Source organism: Stenotrophomonas sp. YJH_SMC_58 (genome assembly GCF_059369635.1).
Window position 1 is genome coordinate 31,701 of record NZ_JCAFSW010000002.1, and the last position, 17,017, is coordinate 48,717.

Here is a 17,017-nt window from a genome sequence, read left to right on the forward strand (position 1 = left end):
GATCGGTGAGTTTTCCCGATCCTAGCAGGCGGCTCCACTCAGTGCAGCGTGGCGCTGCCCGGGTCCAGCCGATCGATCACACCCTGCATCGCGCTGTCGAACGCACCGTCATCCACATGGGCGCGCAGGCGTCCCAGCCGCACCATCACCGCCAGTTCCTCCGGCGAGGCCACGCAGAAGCGCACGCCGCGACGGTTGACGAACAGCAGGCGCGAGGAAATCGGGCTGACCCAGGACAGCTTGCCGGCCTGCACCTTGCCGTCCTTGTCGACGAAGTCCAGCCAGTTGCCGATCTCCATGCGACGGAAGCGATCGGCGTCGGCATTGTCGAAATCATCGGCATCGATCTGCCCGCCCAGCTCGACCGCCGGCGATTCGGCCACCGGCGGGGTCGGTAGTGCCACTTGCGGCAGTTCCGGCAGCGCGCGTTGCAGTTCCGGCCGCGATTCGGCAATGCCCTGCAGGGTGTCATGCAGGGCATCGATGGCACCGGTGGCGGCGTCGCCATGCACGCCCACGCTGGCGAACACCTTGGCCAGCGCCGGCTGCCAGGCCTGCAGCCACGGCTTGCCGACGATCTGGCGGCGGGCCTCGGCCACTTCCTCCAGCAGCCCGTCGCCCAGGTTCAGCGCTTCGGCCACCGATGCGCCCTCCTCGCCCTCGCGCAGCAGCGCCAGGGTCAGGTGGTGCTGCCATGGCTGGCGCAGGAATTCAGCGATGGCCGGCGGCAGGGTGGCATCACCAATGCGGCGGTCCAGCTCGGCACCGGCACGGGTACGGGCCATTTCCAGCTTTTCCTGGCCACGCTGCGTTTCGGCGGCGCGACGCTCGGCGATTTCCACGCGGCGACGATGCTGCACGAGGAACTCGCGGAATTCTTCTTCCAGGGTCAGGAAGATCGCCAGGTTCTCGTTGAACTCGGCGACCAGGCGCTCGATGATCTCCTCGACCTTGGCCATCAGCATGCGCTCGGCCTGGCTTTCGCCGGTGTTGCCTTCGCAGGCCTCGGCCAGCGAGTTGAGCAGCTTGCGCGCCGGATGGGTCTTCTGCACGAACATGCGACGGTCGAGCATGGCGACCTTGACGAACGGCACCACCAGGCGGCCGATCAACTCGCGCGAGCGGCCTTCCAGTTCGCGCTCGTCCAGCATCACGTCGAACAGCATGCCCACCAGGTCGATTGCATCCTCGTCCTGCGGGTCCAGCCGGGTCTGGCCCGGGTCGACACCGAGACGGGTGGCGCTGGACAGCACTTCGCTCTTCAACCGCTGCGCGAGTGATTCGCCGTCCTCGCCGATCGCTGCACGCAGGGTCGCACTGGGCGTGGCCTGCAGCAGCGACAGCACCGACATCATCTCGCGCTGGCTGAGCGGACGCTGCTGGCCGATCGCCACCTGTGCGGCCGACGTCGCGTCCTCGCGCACGTGGCGGGTCTGCTGCAGCAGTTCGTGCAGCGCCTCCAGCAGCATGCCCTGCTGGCCCGCATGGGCCTCGGCGGTGCCGCTGCCTTCGGCGCCCAGGTGCTGCTGCATGTGGCCACGCCGCTCGGACCAGCGTGCGGCAAAGCGCTGCGCCCAGGCCGGCGCGGCCTGCTCGTCATCACCGAATTCGCCGTCCAGGCCCGAGCCCGGGCGCTGCTCCACCAGGTCATCCAGGCCCGAGGCCATGCGCGGGTCGGGCGCGGCCGACGGTGGACGCCGCGGCGCCCCCATCTGCGACATCACCCCGGCCGCGGCCAGTTGCTCGTCCAGCTTCTCGTAGATGCGACCCACCGGCGCGCGCAGGTCACGCTCGCACAGCTTGATCAGCACCAGGTGCACTTCCGGGGCCAGTTCACAGCCGGCAAAGGCTTCGTGGATGGCCACGCCCAGGTGTTCGGGGCTGATGGGATTATGGTCGGCATCCAGTTCGGCGCCACCGACCAGACGGCCCAGGCGACGGTCGAGCCGCGCCAGCACCGGCTTGAAGTCACGCAGCAGCACCGTGGCGAAATTGCGCACCGCCAGCCGCGACTCCAGCACGTGCTCGGCCAGCAGGCTCAGGCCATCCTCGGCTGGGCCGGACAGCGTCGATTCGGCCGACATGGGCTCACCACTGGCCAGCGCATCCCAAGCCCGCTGCAGGTGGCCAGAGAAGGCACCGGCAATGTCCTCGCGGCGGCGGCGCAGTTCGCGCATCGCATCCAGGAACAGCAGCTGCGACGAACCGGCATTGCCGGCCCGGTCGAACAGGGCATCGTCGAAGCGCGCCAGTGCCGCGCCAAAGGCCTGGCACAGCGCGGGCAGGACCATGTCCCGGGCACGCTGGAGCTGGGCCGGGTCACGGCCCGGCGATCCCATCGGTGTGGGCGCGCTCATCATTCGGGAAGGCTCCCCACCTTCTCTGGTACGACAGACAACGTGGACATCGCGACAACCGGCACACCCCATGTACCGGTACGTCGATGGTAGGCCGGCCAGCCCGTCACGGACAGTGAAACAGTCCTCACTTCAAACCTCATGACCGGCGGCCCGGCAAGGTAGATATCGTAAGCCGTGCAAGGCCTGCGAGGCGAGGGGAAGCGGCCGCCCGTTTCCCGCCAGTGGCATGACGTTCATCACAGTTTGGTATTCAAAGGCCAGACGCGACACAGACGGTGTCTTTGACCACCCCGACTATAATCAAACCTTCGTGATGACCGGTTCAGACTCCATGCCCGATCCCGCCGCCCTGCTCGCCCTGGATGCCCGCCGCTCAGTGCCTTCGCGGCAACTGGCCGAGCCCGGCCCGGACCCGGCCACCCTGCAGCGGATGCTGGCTTCGGCAGTGCGCGTGCCCGATCACGGCAAGCGCGTACCGTTCCGCTTCCTGAAGATCGCTGGCGATGCACGTCACACTCTGGGCGACTTCCTGGCCGAGCGCCGCCGCCAACGCGACCCGCATGCGGGCGAGGCCGTGTTCGAGAAGGATCGCCAGCGTTTCAGCCATGCGCCACTGGTGATCGTGGTGGTGGCCAGCCCGCGCCCGGACCCGAAGGTCCCCGAACAGGAGCAGCTGATGACCGCCGGCTGCGTCTGCTTCGCCCTGCTGCAGGCCGCACAGGCGCTGGGCTTCGGCGCGCAGTGGCTGACCGCCTGGATGGCCTTCGACCCCGCCGTGCACGCCTACCTGGGCCTGGCCGAGGGCGAAGGCATCGCCGGTTTCATCCATATCGGCACGCCGAAGGCCGCCGTGCCAGAGCGCGAGCGTCCGGCCCCTGCCACCCTGCTGCGCGACTGGACGCCTCCGGCATGACCCTGCCGGTACCACCGCCGTCGCTGTACCTGGTCGACGCCAGCATCTATGTGTTCCGCGCGTGGCATTCCCTGCCCGACCAGTTCCAGGACGCGCAGGGCTGGCCGACCAACGCCGTGCACGGCTTCGCCCGCTTCCTGCTGGACCTGCTCGAGCGCGAACGCCCGCGTCACATCGCCATCGCCTTCGACGAAGCGCTGGACAGTGGCTTCCGCCACCGCCTGTACCCCGCCTACAAGGCCAACCGCGACCCGGCGCCGGAGGCGCTCAAGCGCCAGTTCGTGCACTGCAAGGCGCTGTGCGCGGCGTTGGGCCTGGCGGTGCTGGCGCACCACGAGTACGAGGCTGACGACCTGATCGGAAGCGCCCTGCATGTGCATCGTGGCAGCCACCGCGGCGTGATCATCTCCGCCGACAAGGACCTGTCGCAGCTGCTGCTGGATCACGACGAGCAGTGGGACTACGCACGCAACCAGCGCTGGAACGTGGCCGGAGTGAAGGCGCGGCACGGCGTGCACGCGCACCAGATTGCCGACTACCTGGCGCTGTGCGGCGATGCGGTGGACAACATTCCCGGTATCAGTGGCGTCGGCAGCAAGTCCGCCGCCGTGCTGCTGGCCCATTTCGGCAGCATGGATGCACTGTACGAACGCCTGGACGAAGTGCCTTTCCTGCGCCTGCGCGGCGCCGCCCAGATGGCGGTGCGCCTGCGCGAGCAGCGCGAGCACGCCCAGCTCTGGCGCCAGCTGACCACCATCGCGCTGGACGCGCCACTGGAAGGCAGCCAGCCCGGCCTGCTGCGCCAGGCGGCCGATCCCGAGCTGCTCGGCGGCCTGTGCCAGACCCTGCGCTTCGGCCCGATGACCCGCCGCCGGCTGTTCGATGCCGCCGGCGTGCCCGATATTCTTCCCACCCACAGCGAGCCCGCATGAGCCAGCGCAACACCGAAGCCCCGCGTGTCGTCTATGAAGGCAAGTACCAGCGCATGCTGGTGCGCGGCACCTGGGAATACAGCGAACGTACCCACGCCGGTGGCCTGGCCGCGATCATCATCGCCGTCACCCCCGAGGACAAGGTGCTGTTCGTAGAGCAGTTCCGCGTGCCGCTGCAGGCACCCACCATCGAGATGCCGGCCGGCCTGGTCGGGGACATCCACGCCGGCGAATCGATCGAAGTCTCGGCCGTGCGCGAACTGGAAGAAGAAACCGGCTGGACCGCCGATCACGCCGAAGTGCTGCTGATCGGCCCGACCTCTTCCGGCGCCAGCAGCGAGAAGATCGCCTTCGTGCGCGCGACCGGCCTGCGCCGCGTTGGCGAGGGCGGTGGTGACGACAGCGAAGACATCATCGTGCACGAGATTCCGCGCAGTGAGGCAGCGGCCTGGCTGGTGCAGAAGATGGGCGAAGGCTACGAGCTGGACGCCAAGCTCTGGGCCGGGCTGTGGATGATCGAGCATCACCTGGACGGACGCCCGCGTGGCTGACGCCGACCTGCATGCGCTGCCGGCGCTGCTCGGCGCCGACGACCCAGCGATCTACACCCTCCACCGGCCGCATGGCGCCTCGCCGTACCTGCTGCTGGCCGATCATGCCGGCCAGCAGGTGCCGCGTGTCCTCGCAGGCCTGGGCTTGCCGCAGGCCGAACTGGACCGCCATATCGGCTGGGACATCGGCATTGCCGGCACCACCCGCGCACTGTCCGAACGGCTGGATGCCTGGGCCATCGAACAGACCTATTCGCGGCTGCTGATCGACTGCAACCGCCCGCTGGCCTCGCCGACGCTGATTCCGGAGGTGAGCGACCACACCGTGGTGCCGGGCAATGCCGGGCTGTCGGCGGCACAGCGGCAGCAGCGTATCGATGCGATCCACGCGCCCTACCACGCGCGCATCGACGCGGAACTGGATGCGCGCCGAGATGCCGGCCGCCCCACCCTGCTGGTGATGATGCACAGCTTCACTCCGGCGATGAACGGCGCGCAGCGACCGTGGCATGCCGGCGTGCTGTACCACCAGGACACGCGCTTCGCCCATGCCTTGCTGCAGGCACTGCGCGACGAAGGCGACCTGGTGGTCGGTGACAACGAACCGTATTCGGTGAGCAGCACCAGCGACTACGCGGTGCCGGTGCATGGCGAAGGCCGCGGGCTGGTGCACGTGGAACTGGAGATCCGCCAGGACCTGATCGCCGATGTGGCTGGGCAGCAGGCGTGGGCGGAGCGGCTGGCGCGGATCTTCAGCGCATTGCAGCCGCAGTTGCTGGCGTTCGGTTGAACGCGCGTGGATCCATTCCGGATCGGTAGTGCCGGCCGCTGGCCGGCAACCTCAGGGTAGTTGGATCATTGCATTGCCGGCCAGCGGCCGGCACTACCGCAGGCGTGGCACATCCACCACCCACGCCAGCGCCTTCAATCATGCCTCGCTGACCGGGCAGACGGTGGCGGCCGATTCGACCGGCGCCGGGCGCAGGCCCAGCGCGATCACCACGCCGAGCGCGGCGAACAACGCGGCGCCGTACTGTGCATTGACCATGCCCTGCAGGGCGTCGGCACTGGTTGCGGCCTGCGTGCCGCGCGCGGCGTTAGCCACCATCACCAGCACCGCCAGTCCCAACGCGCCGCCGATCTGCTGGGCGGTGGCCGCCATGCCGGACGCGACGCCTTGCTGCGGACCGGGCACGCCCTGCCCGGCCACGATCCACATCGCTGTCCAGCTCATGCCCTGGCCGATGCTGAGCACCACGATGCCCGGCAGCAGCGGCCAGTAGCTGGCACCGTGCGGCATCGCCAGCGCCACCGCGGCAATGCCGATGGCACCGGCGGCGAAGCCCCAGGCCAGTACCTGCCGTGGCGAACGGCGCCGCAGCATGCGTTCGGCAATACGGATGCCGAAGGTGCACACCAACGTCGGCAGCAGGAAGGCCATGCCGGCCTGCAGCGGGCTCCAGCCATAGCCATCCTGGAAGTAGAGCGCCAGGAAGTAGTACTGCACGCCATAGCTGCTCATGAAGGCGAAGGTCAGGCCGAGTGCCGCGCGCAGGCCCGACAGGCGCAACAGCGAAAACTGCATCAGCGGGTCACGGCTGCGTTTTTCGATCTGTACGAACACCGTCAACAGCACGGCTGAAAGCAGCAGGCAGATCAGCGTGGCCGGTGCCGTCCAGCCCCACTCCGGTCCTTGCACCAGGGTGGTGACCAGCAGGCTGCCGCCGGCGGTGACAGTGAGGCAACCGGCCAGATCGAATGAACGGCCCTGCACCCGTGGACCATCGGACGGCAACCACGCACCGGCTGCGACCGCGCACGCCGTGGCCAGCGGCACGATCACCGCCAGCACCGCCGGCCAGCCGAACGCCTGGGTCAGCACGCCACCGAGCAGCGTGCCCAGCGCCAGGCCGACCGCGCTGGCCATGCTCCAGATCGCCAGCGCGCGGTTGCGCACCGGGCCTTCGGCGTACAGCGTGTTGATCAGTGCCAGCGTGGCGGGGAACAGCAACGCGGCACCGACGCCCTGCGCGGCGCGCGCGATGATCAGCCAGGTCGCATTCGGCGCCAGTGCGCCAAGCAGCGACGCCAGTGCGAACAGCAGCATGCCCAGCCGGTAGAAACGGCGACGGCCGATCAGGTCGGCGGCGCGGCCGCCCAGCAGCAGGCTGCCACCGAACGCCACGGTGTAGGCACTGACCACCCACTGCAGCTGCTGCGCGTTGATCTGCAGCGCGCGGCCCATGTCATGCAGGGCTACGAAGATGATGGTGGCGTCCAGCGCGATGATCAGCTGCGCGGTGGCCAGCAGGGTCAACGCCCAGCGCGGGTATTTAAGGGGAGGCATCGGCGGTCTGGATCGATGGGGGAGCGCAGTCTCATTGATGCGACCGAATCAATAAACCCCCTGCCCACCATTTCTGTCATGATTTTCCGCATGAATGCAGCCTCGATGGACCTCAATGCGGTGCGCATGCTGGTGCAGGTGGCCGAAGCGCGCAGTTTCACCGTGGCCGCCGGCCAACTCGGCCTGAGCCAGTCCGGCCTGTCGCGCGCGATCGGGCGGCTGGAAGCCACGCTGGGGGTAAAGCTGCTGCAGCGGAACACCCGCAACGTGGCGTTGACCCCGGATGGCCGCCAGTTCGTGGAACAGGTGGCACCGCTGCTGGCCGGCCTGGACGATGCCGAGCGGCAACTGGCCGACCGCCCGTGCACGCCCTCGGGTACGTTGAAGATCAGTGCGCCGTCGATGTTCGGGCGCAAGGTGCTGGTGCCGATGCTGGCGCCATTGCTGGAACAGCATCCGCAACTGCAGGTGGAAGCCGTGCTCAGCGACCGCCTGGTCGATCTGGTCGAGGAAGGCTTCGATGCCGCGCTGCGCACCGGCGTCATCGCCGACCAGCGCATCGTCGCGCGGCCATTGCGGCCGCTGCGCTGGGTGACGGTGGCCAGCCCCGCTTATCTGGCCCGCTGTGGCGCACCGGACGATGTGGCCGCGCTGCAGGATCATGCTTGCCTGGCGGTGCGCAACCTGCGCAGTGGCCGGCTGGTGGACTGGCAGTTCCTGCAGGACGGGCAACTGCGCGAGTTCACGCCGCCGACGCGGATGGTGTTCGACAGCGGCGATCCGCTGGTGGAAGCGGCCATCGCTGGCATCGGCATCGTGCAGGTGATGGATTTCGCGGTGGCTGATGCCTTGGCCGACGGCCGCCTGCAGCGCGTGCTGCAGCCTTTCGAAGGCCGCAGCCGCGCGCTGTCACTGATCTACCCGCCGTCGCGCCAGCATTCGCCGAAGCTGCAGGTGCTGGCCGACGCGTTGCTGGCCGGGGATTGGTAGCGCCGGCCACTGACCGGCGTCTGCAGGAATCCACCCGTTTCAGGTTTGCCGGCCAGCGGCCGGCACTACCAGGCTGTGGTAGATCCACGCCATGCGTGGATGAGGGTTGGTAGCGTCGCGCATCGCCCGGCGCTACCGGTGCGGCGTTGCCGGCCAGCGGCCGGCACTACCAGGCTGTGGTAGATCCACGCCATGCGTGGATGAGGGTTGGTAGCGTCGCGCATCGCCCGGCGCTACCGGTGCGGCGTTGCCGGCCAGCGGCCGGCACTACCAGGCTGTGGTCGATCCACGCCATGCGTGGATGAGGGTTGATAGCGCCGCGCATGACCCGGCGCTACCGGTGCGGCGTTGCCGGCCAGCGGCCGGCACTACCGATCAGGCGAAGCTATCGGTAGCGCGTACCAGCGCGTCCACGTTCTCGGCCTCGAACGCAGAGTGGCCCGAGGCCGGGGTGATTTCCAGCTTCGCCTTCGGCCAGACCTTGGTCAGGTCCCAGGCGTTGGCCAGCGGGCAGACCACGTCGTAGCGGCCGTGCACGATCACGCCGGGAATATCGGCGATGCGGTGCGCGTCGCGCAGCAGCTGGTCTTCCACCTCGAAGAAGCCGCCGTTGACGAAGTAGTGGTTCTCGATGCGGGCAAACGCCAGCGCGAAGTGCGGGTCTTCGTGGCTGTTGATGAAGTCATCATCGACATGCAGGAAGCTGGTCGCGCCTTCCCAGACCGCCCAGGCCTTGGCCGCTTCCAGGCGGGTGGTTTCGTCGTCGCTGGTCAGGCGGCGGTGGAAGGCCGAGATCAGGTCATGGCGCTCCACCGACGGGATCGGCTTCAGGTAATGCTCCCACGCATCCGGGAACAGGCGGTTGGCGCCTTCCTGGTAGAACCATTCCAGTTCCCAGCGACGCAGCATGAAGATGCCGCGCAGGACCAGTTCGGTCACGCGCTGCGGATGGGTTTCGGCATAGGCCAGCGCCAGGGTCGAACCCCAGCTGCCGCCGAACACCTGCCAGCGATCGACCTTGAGGTGCTCGCGCAGTTTTTCGATATCGGCAACAAGGTCCCAGGTGGTGTTGTCCACCAGGTCGGCGTGCGGGGTGGAACGGCCGGCACCGCGCTGGTCGAACAGGATGATGCGGTACTTGGACGGGTCGTGGAACTGGCGCATCTTGTCGCTGCAGCCACCGCCCGGGCCACCGTGCAGCATCACCACCGGCTTGCCGTCCGGGTTGCCGCACTGCTCGAAGTACAGCGTGTGGCGGTCGTCGACCTTCAGGGTGCCGACGTCATAGGGGGTGATGGCGGGGTACAGCGTACGCATGCTTGCAGCTCCAGGGTGATGCCCTGCCGTGGCAGGAGAACCTCCATTCTAGGCCGGACGCCGGCCCAGGGTGATGCGGTCGCGTTGCTCCAGATCCTGCACGGTCTGCACCTCGGCAAAACCCGCCGCGTCGAACAGCGCGCGGATCGCCTCGCCCTGGTCCCAACCGTGCTCGATCAGCAGCCAGCCGCCGGGCAGCAGGTGGGCCTGGCCACCGTCGACGATGCGGCGGATGTCATCCAGGCCATCCGGACCCGAGGCGAGTGCGGTGGCCGGCTCGAAGCGCAGGTCACCCTGCTCCAGATGCGGATCGTCGCTGGCGATGTACGGCGGGTTGCTGGCAATCAGATCAAGACGCGCGCCCTGCAGCGGCGCATACCAGTCGTGCCCGCCTTCGGCGAAGCGGACGTTGCGCAGATCATGGCGGGCGGCATTGCGCGCGGCCACGGCCAGCGCGCCCGGGCTGGCGTCGGTGGCCAGCACCTGCGCCTGCGGCCGTTCGCTGGCCAGTGCCAGTGCAATCGCACCACTGCCGGTGCCCAGGTCGGCCAGCTGCAGCGACTGGTCTGGCGGCAGGCGCTCCAGCGCCAGCTCGACCAGCAGCTCGGTTTCCGGACGCGGGATCAGCGTGGCCGGGTCGACCTCCAGGTCCAGCGTCCAGAATCCGCGACGGCCGGTCAGGTAGGCCACCGGCTCACCGGCCACGCGGCGGGCCAGCAACGCCTCGAAGGCGGCCTGGTCATTGGCGGCCAGCGGATCGGTGGCGTGGGCGAACAGCCAGCTGCGCGGGCGGTCCAGTACGTGAAGCAGCAGCAGTTCAGCCTCGTGGCGGGCTTCGATGCCGCCGAGACGGGCACTGGCCTCGGCCACGATCTGGCGCAGGGTGGGTTCGGTTTGGAAAGACATTCCGCAATTGTAGAGCCGTGCCCATGCTCGGCTGCTTCTGGAACAGCGGAGCATGGGCTCGGTTCCAGAGATCCGCAGTCGAGCGTGGCTCGACACTACAAAAAGCTGCAATCCGTTCAGGTTCTGCCGGAGGGAATAAGGAGGGGCTATCGGCCCCTTTTCGCGCCTCCGGGAGATTTCCCTTGTCACACAGCCAGTTGCAGGATGGGAGCGGCAAGGTTCAGTGCCTGCTCATGGCCAAATGATAGACTTCATCTATCAAATAGATGCAATCAATGGATTGTTCTTATCGCCAGCGAGTCGGTAACCTAGCTCCTGTCGATTCACCCACTCCCCTTCACCAGAGGAAAAACGATGTCCCTGATCAACACCCAGATCCAGCCGTTCGAAGCCAACGCTTACCACAATGGCGAGTTCATCAAGGTTTCCGACGCCAGCCTGAAGGGCCAGTGGTCCGTCCTGATCTTCATGCCGGCCGCCTTCACCTTCAACTGCCCGACCGAGATCGAAGACGCGGCTGACCATTACGCCGAGTTCAAGAAGGCTGGCGCCGAGGTCTACATCGTCACCACCGATACCCACTTCTCGCACAAGGTGTGGCACGAAACCTCGCCGGCCGTCGGCAAGGCCCAGTTCCCGCTGGTCGGCGACCCGACCCACCAGCTGACCAACGCCTTCGGCGTGCACATTCCGGAAGAAGGCCTGGCCCTGCGTGGCACCTTCATCATCAACCCGGAAGGCGTGATCAAGACCCTGGAGATCCACTCCAACGAGATCGCCCGTGACGTTTCCGAGACCCTGCGCAAGCTGAAGGCTGCCCAGTTCACCGCCGCCAACCCGAACCAGGTCTGCCCGGCCAAGTGGAAGGAAGGCGAGAAGACCCTGACCCCGTCGCTGGACCTGGTCGGCAAGATCTAACGCAGTACCGGCCTGCCGTGGCCCCACGCCACGGCGCGCCCATCATCCCCATGCCGGTGCCCTACCGGCGTGGGGGTGAACCCAAGACAGCCAATGCTCGCCCGCCTTGGCCAGCCAGCCCCTTCCACGGTCGCTGTCTTGGGTTCACCCCTACCCCCAGCTGGTCCGCTACCTTGTACAGCGGTGCCACGCCCCCTGTTTGCCTGAAGCCAGGAGAAGACCGATGTTGGACGCCAACCTGCAGTCGCAGCTGAAGACCTATCTGGAGCGCGTGACCCGCCCGATCCAGATCACCGCGCACGCCGACGACGGCGCCAAGTCGCAGGAGATGCTGGAACTGCTGCAGACCCTGGAAAGTCTGTCGGACAAGATCTCGCTGCGGGTGCTGCGCGATGGCCAGGGCCGCGTGCCGTCCTTCGACCTGGGCACCCCGGGCCAGGACATCCACCTGACCTTCGCCGGCCTGCCGATGGGCCATGAGTTCACCTCGCTGGTGCTGGCGCTGCTGCAGGTGGGCGGTCATCCGTCCAAGGCCACCGCCGAGCTGATCGAGCAGGTGCAGAACCTGGAAGGCGAGTACAGGTTCGAAACCTACTTCTCGCTGTCCTGCCAGAACTGCCCGGACGTGGTGCAGGCGCTGAACCTGGCGGCGGTGCTCAACCCGCGCATCCAGCACGTGGCCATCGACGGTGCCCTGTTCCAGGACGAAGTCGAGAAGCGCGAGATCATGTCGGTGCCGACCGTGTACCTCAACGGCGAAGTGTTCGACCAGGGCCGCATGACCCTCGAGCAGATCGTGGCCAAGCTGGACACCAATGCCAGCAAGCGCGATGCCGAGAAGATCGCCGCCAAGGACGCCTTCGACGTGCTGGTGGTGGGCGGTGGCCCGGCCGGTGCTGCAGCGGCGATCTACGCCGCACGCAAGGGCATCCGCACCGGCATCGCCGCCGAGCGTTTCGGTGGCCAGGTGCTGGACACCATGGCGATCGAGAACTTCATTTCGGTGAAGGAGACCGAAGGCCCGAAGCTGGCCACGGCACTGGAACAGCACGTGCGCGAGTACGAGGTGGACATCATGAACCTGCAGCGCGCCAGCGCGCTGGTGCCGGCCGGCGAAGACGGCCTGGTGCGGGTGCAGCTGGAGAACGGCGCGGTGCTGAAGTCGCGTTCGGTGATCCTGTCCACCGGCGCGCGCTGGCGGCAGATGAACGTGCCGGGCGAAGACCAGTACCGCAACAAGGGCGTGGCCTATTGCCCGCACTGCGATGGCCCGCTGTTCAAGGGCAAGCGCGTGGCGGTGATCGGCGGCGGCAACTCCGGCGTGGAAGCGGCCATCGATCTGGCCGGCATCGTGTCGCATGTAACCCTGCTGGAGTTCGATTCCAGCCTGCGCGCCGATGAAGTGCTGCAGAAGAAGCTGCGCAGCCTGGCCAATGTCACCGTGCTGACCAGCGCACAGACCACCGAAGTGCTGGGCGACGGCAGCCGTGTCACCGGCCTGGTCTACAAGGACCGCGTCGGCGGCGACGCCCACCGCGTCGAGCTGGAAGGCATCTTCGTGCAGATCGGCCTGCTGCCCAACACCGAGTGGCTGAAGGATGTGGTGGCGTTGTCGCCGCGTGGCGAGGTCGTCATCGACGACCGCGGCCAGACCAACCTGCCGGGTGTGTTCGCTGCTGGCGATTGCACGACGGTACCCTACAAGCAGATCATCATTGCCATGGGCGCCGGTTCGACCGCCGCACTGAGCGCGTTCGACCACCTGATCCGCTCGTCGGTGAGCAACAGCAGCGGTGCCGTTGCTGAAGCGGCCTGATCCACCGTTCCCAGATCACCGGGAACATTGTCTGCCTGTCGGGTAACCACGTCGTCAGCCGGTCCGTTACCCTTGGGGTGTAAGGATGAACCTACGTGATCTGAAGTACCTGGTAGCCCTGGCCGACCACAAGCATTTCGGCCGGGCTGCCGCCTCCTGCTTTGTCAGCCAGCCCACGCTGTCCACGCAGATCCGCAAGCTGGAGGAAGAACTGGGCCTGCCGCTGGTGGAACGCGCACCGCGCAAGGTGATGCTGACCCCGGCCGGCCAGGAAGCGGCGGCACGGGCACGGGTGATCGTGTCCGAAGTGGAGCAGCTGAAGGAAGCGGCGCGACGCAGCCGCGACCCGGAAGCCGGGACGGTGCGCCTGGGGATCTTCCCGACCCTCGGTCCGTACCTGCTGCCGCATGTGATCCCACGCATCCGCGAGCGCTTCCCGGAGCTGGAACTGCTGCTGGTCGAGGAAAAGAGCGATGTGCTGCTGGACCGCCTGCGCGAAGGCAAGCTGGACGCCGCGCTGCTGGCGCTGCCGGTAATCGACGACCAGCTGCACGCCGAGTTCCTGTTCGAGGAACCGTTCCTGCTGGCGGTGTCCGGGCGCCACCCGCTGGCCCGCCGCGAACACCTGGATGTGCAGGAACTGGCCACGCAGAAGCTGCTGCTGCTGGAAGATGGCCACTGCCTGCGCGACCAGGCGCTGGAAGTGTGCCGCCTGTTCGGCGCCAACGAGAAGTCCGAGTTCCGCGCCACCAGCCTGGAGACGCTGCGGCAGATGGTTGCCGCCGATGTCGGCATCACCCTGCTGCCCAGCCTGTCGGTGCAGCCGCCGGTGCCGCGCTCGAACAACATCCGCCTGCTCGACTTCACCGGCGAGGGCCGTCCCAGCCGTCGCATCGCCATGATCTGGCGCCGCAGCTCGGCCATGAACGACTTCCTGATGGAACTGGCCGACCAGTTCAAGCGCCTGCCGCAGGCGCTGTTCACCCTTGATGCGGTGAATGCCACCGGCGAAGCGACCGCCCTGCCCGGCCCCGCCCTGAACGGCTGAACCCCCGCAGCACCGGCCTGGAATCGGCAGGAGTCGATTCCGGCCGCATTTGTCCCCACAATACAGACAGGCGGCGCCAGCAGGTGCCGCCTTTTGCATGGCTTTCAACCAAGGAGCTTCACCATGAGTACCGCCAGCGGCCTGCCGCCGTCGATCACCGTTTCCACCTTCGACATGGACCGCCTGGACGCCATGCTCGAATCCCCTGCGCTGAGCCAGACGCCTGCCGCGCTCGCGCTTGCTGAAGAACTCAACCGGGCCACCGTGCTGGCACCGGACCAGATTCCCGAAGGCATCGTCATGATGCATTCGCGCGTGGAGTGCGAAGATGAAGTGTCGGGCGAGAAGCACGTCCTGACCCTGGTCTTCCCCCGCGAAGCCAACGTCGATGAAGGCAAGGTTTCCGTGCTGGCCCCGGTCGGCAGTGCCCTGCTCGGCCTTTCGATCGGCCAGAGCATCGACTGGAACGCGCCCGGCGGCCGCAAGCTGCGCCTGCGCGTGACTGCGGTCCACAACGACCGCCCCTGATTACCGCTGCGCACCGCGCGCGATTCGATCCCCCTGCACCAGGAGCCGTAATGAGTACCCCGTCCAAACTGTCCCAGCTGCGCGAACTGTCCGTGGTCGTTGCCGATACCGGTGACTACGAGGCGATCAAGCGCCTGCAGCCGGTGGACTGCACCACCAATCCGACCCTGGTGAAGAAGGCGCTGGACCTGCCGGTCTACGCCGAGCTGATCGAACGCGAACTGGCCTGGGGCCGCCAGCAGAGTGGCGACCGCGAAGCCGTGGTGCACGCCGTGGCCGACCGCCTGACCATCGGCGTCGGCGCGCTGCTGAGCACGCTGGTGCCGGGCCGCGTGTCCACCGAAGTGGACGCCGACCAGGCCCACGACACCGCCGCCACCGTGGCCAAGGCCCGCCAGTTCATCCAGATGTACGCCGATGCCGGCGTGCCGCGCGAGAAGATCCTGATCAAGATCGCCGCGACCTGGGAAGGCGTGGAAGCCACGCGCATCCTGCAGGCCGAGGGCATCGACTGCAACCTGACCCTGATCTTCAACCCGACCCAGGCGCTGGCCTGCAGCGAAGCCGGCGCGTTCCTCATCTCGCCGTTCGTCGGCCGTATCCTCGATTGGTACGTGGCCAACGGCCAGACCCCGGCCACCATCGACGAAGACCCGGGCGTGAAGTTCGTGCGTGGCGTGTATGCCGAATTCAAGCGCCGTGGTTCGCCGACGGTGGTGATGGGCGCCTCGTTCCGTTCGACCGCGCAGATCGAAGCGCTGGCCGGCTGCGACCGCCTGACGATTTCGCCGGACCTGCTGGAGAAGCTGGACGCCGACCACGGCGAGTTGCCGCGCAAGCTGGTGGCCGGTGCCGCCGATGGCACGGCGGTGACCCCGATCGACGCGGCGAAGTTCGCGGCGGACCTGGCGGCCGATCCGATGGCCACCGAGAAGCTGGCGACCGGCATCGAGGCGTTTGCCAAGGATCTGGAAGCACTGCGCGAGCGGATCCGCGCGGCACTGTGATTCCGGCCAACGGCTGAGCCCCTCGTGGCGGGGGGCTCAGAGCAAAAGCCGTGCTGGGTCGGGCGGGTTGGGTTCGCGGGAGACGCCGTGAATCCATCCCTGGAGGCTTGGCCGCCGCATCCATGCGGCGGACACTACCGCGAACCCAACCCGCCCGCCCTCTGACAGTTTCCTGTGGCCGCCCGCCACGGGAGAAAGAAGGAAGAGCAAAAGCGGGTCGCGCGCTTCGCTTGCTTGGATCGGAGCATGGCTATGCCGGTCGTCCTGACCGGCACCCTCCGGGCCGTCGCAAGCGACGTTGGCAGCGGCTCCTGCCGCTGCCTTCAGCTCTACAGAAAGCACTGCAGGACCAAACAAAAAGGACGCGGCGAACGCCGCGTCCTTTTTGTTGTCCATCAGTTCGTCAGTAACCCAATGCTCTTTCCCACCGTCACCGGGAAACTGTCGGGGGTGGGGCGGTGTGGGTTGGCAGGACCGTTGGCGCCATGGATGGCGCCATCGAGCCCCCAGGGGTGAGGGCGCTTTGCTTGCGAAGCACTGCTTCGCATGCGCCCGAACGCACAGCCGCCAGCGGCTGGGCCGGACCGCGGAGCGGGGTTCACGGCGTGTCCTGCCAACCCACACCGCCCCACCCAACCCGCAGAAACCCAGAGCCGCTTTGGCTTTGGCTTTGGCTTTCAGCCGTTGACGTTGCCCGCCGCAGGCGGACCACCGCGCGTCAGCGCGGCGCCTCCACATCCAACCCGATCGGGCAGCTCACGCCGGTGCCGCCGATGCCGCAGTAGCCGTTCGGGTTCTTCGCCAGGTACTGCTGGTGGTAATCCTCGGCGTAGTAGTACGCCGGTGCCGGGTACATGATCTCGGTGGTGATCGGGCCGTAGCCGGCCGCATCCAGCTGCGCCTGGTAGGTCTCGCGGCTGGCCAGCGCGACGGCGTACTGCGCCTCGTCGGTAGCGTGGATCGCCGAGCGGTACTGGGTGCCGGTGTCGTTGCCCTGGCGCATGCCCTGGGTCGGGTCGTGGCTCTCCCAGAACAGCTGCAGCAGGCGCTCCAGGCTCACCACCGCCGGGTCGAACACCACCTGCACCACTTCGGTGTGCCCGGTCAGGCCCGAGCACACTTCTTCATAGGTCGGGTTCGGGGTGATGCCCCCGGCATAGCCCACCGAGGTGCTGTACACGCCCGGTTCGGTCCAGAACTTGCGCTCGGCGCCCCAGAAGCAGCCCAGCGCGAAACGGATCTGCTGCAGGCCGGCAAAACGGTCCTTCAGCGGATGGCTGTTCACGAAGTGCTGGTTGCTGTGCAGCGGCAGCGGCTGGTCACGCCCCGGCAGCGCCTCTTCCGGGCGTGGCAGGCGCTGCTTGAAGGCGCCGATGCCGAGGAT

General features: G+C 67.5%; 16 protein-coding genes. 10 read left to right on the top strand and 6 right to left on the bottom strand.

The window, feature by feature from the left end:
* Positions 1-38 precede the first annotated feature (38 nt).
* On the bottom strand, positions 39-2,360 hold the full coding sequence (gene pacR, locus AC5P68_RS02660) for a PacR family protein (RefSeq protein WP_231522190.1): 2,322 nt from the start codon (positions 2,358-2,360) through the stop codon (positions 39-41).
* Between the two features lie 331 nt (positions 2,361-2,691).
* Between pacR and AC5P68_RS02665 the strand changes: the two genes are divergently transcribed.
* The 4 genes from AC5P68_RS02665 to AC5P68_RS02680 are packed head-to-tail and all read left to right on the top strand — an operon-like array spanning position 2,692 to position 5,546.
* The gene (locus AC5P68_RS02665; protein ID WP_231522189.1) at positions 2,692-3,273 is read left to right on the top strand and encodes a nitroreductase family protein; all 582 of its coding nucleotides are present in this window, start codon (positions 2,692-2,694) and stop codon (positions 3,271-3,273) included.
* Positions 3,270-4,205 carry a 5'-3' exonuclease gene (locus AC5P68_RS02670; protein WP_005408166.1) on the top strand — a complete coding sequence of 312 codons (936 nt, stop codon included), beginning with the start codon at positions 3,270-3,272 and terminating at the stop codon, positions 4,203-4,205. Before AC5P68_RS02665 ends, AC5P68_RS02670 begins: the two co-directional genes overlap by 4 nt.
* A complete protein-coding gene (locus tag AC5P68_RS02675; protein ID WP_005408165.1) occupies positions 4,202-4,756 on the top strand; it encodes an NUDIX hydrolase in 555 nt (184 codons plus the stop codon). The genes AC5P68_RS02670 and AC5P68_RS02675 overlap by 4 nt, the downstream gene beginning before the upstream one ends.
* Complete coding sequence (locus tag AC5P68_RS02680; RefSeq protein WP_049402841.1) at positions 4,749-5,546, top strand: N-formylglutamate amidohydrolase; 798 nt, start codon at positions 4,749-4,751, stop codon at positions 5,544-5,546. The genes AC5P68_RS02675 and AC5P68_RS02680 overlap by 8 nt, the downstream gene beginning before the upstream one ends.
* A 138-nt stretch (positions 5,547-5,684) precedes the next feature.
* Here the strand turns inward: AC5P68_RS02680 and AC5P68_RS02685 are convergent, their stop codons facing one another.
* Positions 5,685-7,103: an MFS transporter gene (locus AC5P68_RS02685; protein ID WP_049402842.1), complete on the bottom strand. Its 1,419-nt coding sequence runs from the start codon at positions 7,101-7,103 to the stop codon at positions 5,685-5,687.
* Positions 7,104-7,208: 105 nt separating this feature from the next.
* Here AC5P68_RS02685 and AC5P68_RS02690 point away from each other — a divergent pair, with 105 nt between their 5' ends.
* The gene (locus AC5P68_RS02690) at positions 7,209-8,093 is read left to right on the top strand and encodes a LysR family transcriptional regulator (protein WP_033834184.1); all 885 of its coding nucleotides are present in this window, start codon (positions 7,209-7,211) and stop codon (positions 8,091-8,093) included.
* Between the two features lie 375 nt (positions 8,094-8,468).
* Here the strand turns inward: AC5P68_RS02690 and pip are convergent, their stop codons facing one another.
* Positions 8,469-9,410: a prolyl aminopeptidase gene (pip, locus tag AC5P68_RS02695; protein WP_014646006.1), complete on the bottom strand. Its 942-nt coding sequence runs from the start codon at positions 9,408-9,410 to the stop codon at positions 8,469-8,471.
* Positions 9,411-9,458: 48 nt separating this feature from the next.
* Entirely contained in the window at positions 9,459-10,316 is an 858-nt protein-coding gene (gene prmC, locus AC5P68_RS02700) for a peptide chain release factor N(5)-glutamine methyltransferase (protein ID WP_033834170.1), read from the bottom strand.
* A gap of 354 nt (positions 10,317-10,670) precedes the next feature.
* On the opposite strand from prmC, the gene ahpC reads away from it, so the two are divergent.
* The 5 genes from ahpC to AC5P68_RS02725 all read left to right on the top strand — a co-directional run bounded on the left by ahpC (position 10,671) and on the right by AC5P68_RS02725 (position 15,633).
* Positions 10,671-11,234, top strand: a complete 564-nt coding sequence (ahpC, locus tag AC5P68_RS02705) for an alkyl hydroperoxide reductase subunit C (protein WP_005408159.1) — start codon at positions 10,671-10,673, stop codon at positions 11,232-11,234.
* A gap of 223 nt (positions 11,235-11,457) precedes the next feature.
* Positions 11,458-13,050 carry an alkyl hydroperoxide reductase subunit F gene (gene ahpF, locus AC5P68_RS02710; protein WP_033834171.1) on the top strand — a complete coding sequence of 531 codons (1,593 nt, stop codon included), beginning with the start codon at positions 11,458-11,460 and terminating at the stop codon, positions 13,048-13,050.
* An 85-nt stretch (positions 13,051-13,135) separates the two neighbouring features.
* Positions 13,136-14,098, top strand: a complete 963-nt coding sequence (locus tag AC5P68_RS02715) for a LysR substrate-binding domain-containing protein (protein ID WP_005412310.1) — start codon at positions 13,136-13,138, stop codon at positions 14,096-14,098.
* 123 nt (positions 14,099-14,221) lie between these two features.
* On the top strand, positions 14,222-14,626 hold the full coding sequence (gene rnk / locus AC5P68_RS02720; RefSeq protein WP_005408156.1) for a nucleoside diphosphate kinase regulator: 405 nt from the start codon (positions 14,222-14,224) through the stop codon (positions 14,624-14,626).
* Positions 14,627-14,676: 50 nt separating this feature from the next.
* Complete coding sequence (locus tag AC5P68_RS02725; RefSeq protein ID WP_111172415.1) at positions 14,677-15,633, top strand: transaldolase; 957 nt, start codon at positions 14,677-14,679, stop codon at positions 15,631-15,633.
* Between the two features lie 36 nt (positions 15,634-15,669).
* On the opposite strand, the gene AC5P68_RS02730 is transcribed toward AC5P68_RS02725, so the two are convergent.
* The gene (locus AC5P68_RS02730) at positions 15,670-16,029 is read right to left on the bottom strand and encodes a hypothetical protein (RefSeq protein ID WP_231522187.1); all 360 of its coding nucleotides are present in this window, start codon (positions 16,027-16,029) and stop codon (positions 15,670-15,672) included.
* 322 nt (positions 16,030-16,351) lie between these two features.
* Entirely contained in the window at positions 16,352-17,017 is a 666-nt protein-coding gene (gene msrA, locus AC5P68_RS02735; RefSeq protein WP_231522238.1) for a peptide-methionine (S)-S-oxide reductase MsrA, read from the bottom strand.